This is a genomic window from Psychrobacter sp. GW64-MNA-CIBAN-0177 (genome assembly GCF_040309585.1).
GTDB classification, from domain to species: Bacteria; Pseudomonadota; Gammaproteobacteria; order Pseudomonadales; family Moraxellaceae; genus Psychrobacter; species Psychrobacter okhotskensis.
The window spans coordinates 1-240 of sequence record NZ_JBEOOY010000570.1 but is presented as its reverse complement, the minus strand read 5'-3'; the positions used below and the strand labels follow the sequence as shown (position 1 = coordinate 240).

1 protein-coding gene is annotated in these 240 nt (G+C 47.9%); it reads right to left on the bottom strand.

Annotation, left to right across the window (positions count from 1 at the left end; translation table 11 throughout):
* On the bottom strand, positions 1-240 hold a 240-nt coding region (locus tag AAEY79_RS16260), incomplete at both ends, for a winged helix-turn-helix domain-containing protein (RefSeq protein ID WP_352289791.1).

The window sequence follows — 240 nt, the reverse complement described above, 5'->3', positions numbered from 1 at the left end:
CGTCAATGGCGCGGTCGATATTGTCCGAGCTGTCATCGTTTGGCATTGCCTGCCATAATTGCTCGCGATTAAGCACCTTGCCAGAATGAGTGGCAAAGTAATGAAGCAACTGAAACTGATGCGTGGTTAAGCGGACGGATTGATCATCAATTGTGACTTCATGACTGTCTGGAAAGACGCTTAAGTGACCAAAAGTTAAGCTGTCTGACTGACTGTCCGCTTGGTTTGGCTGCTCATGAC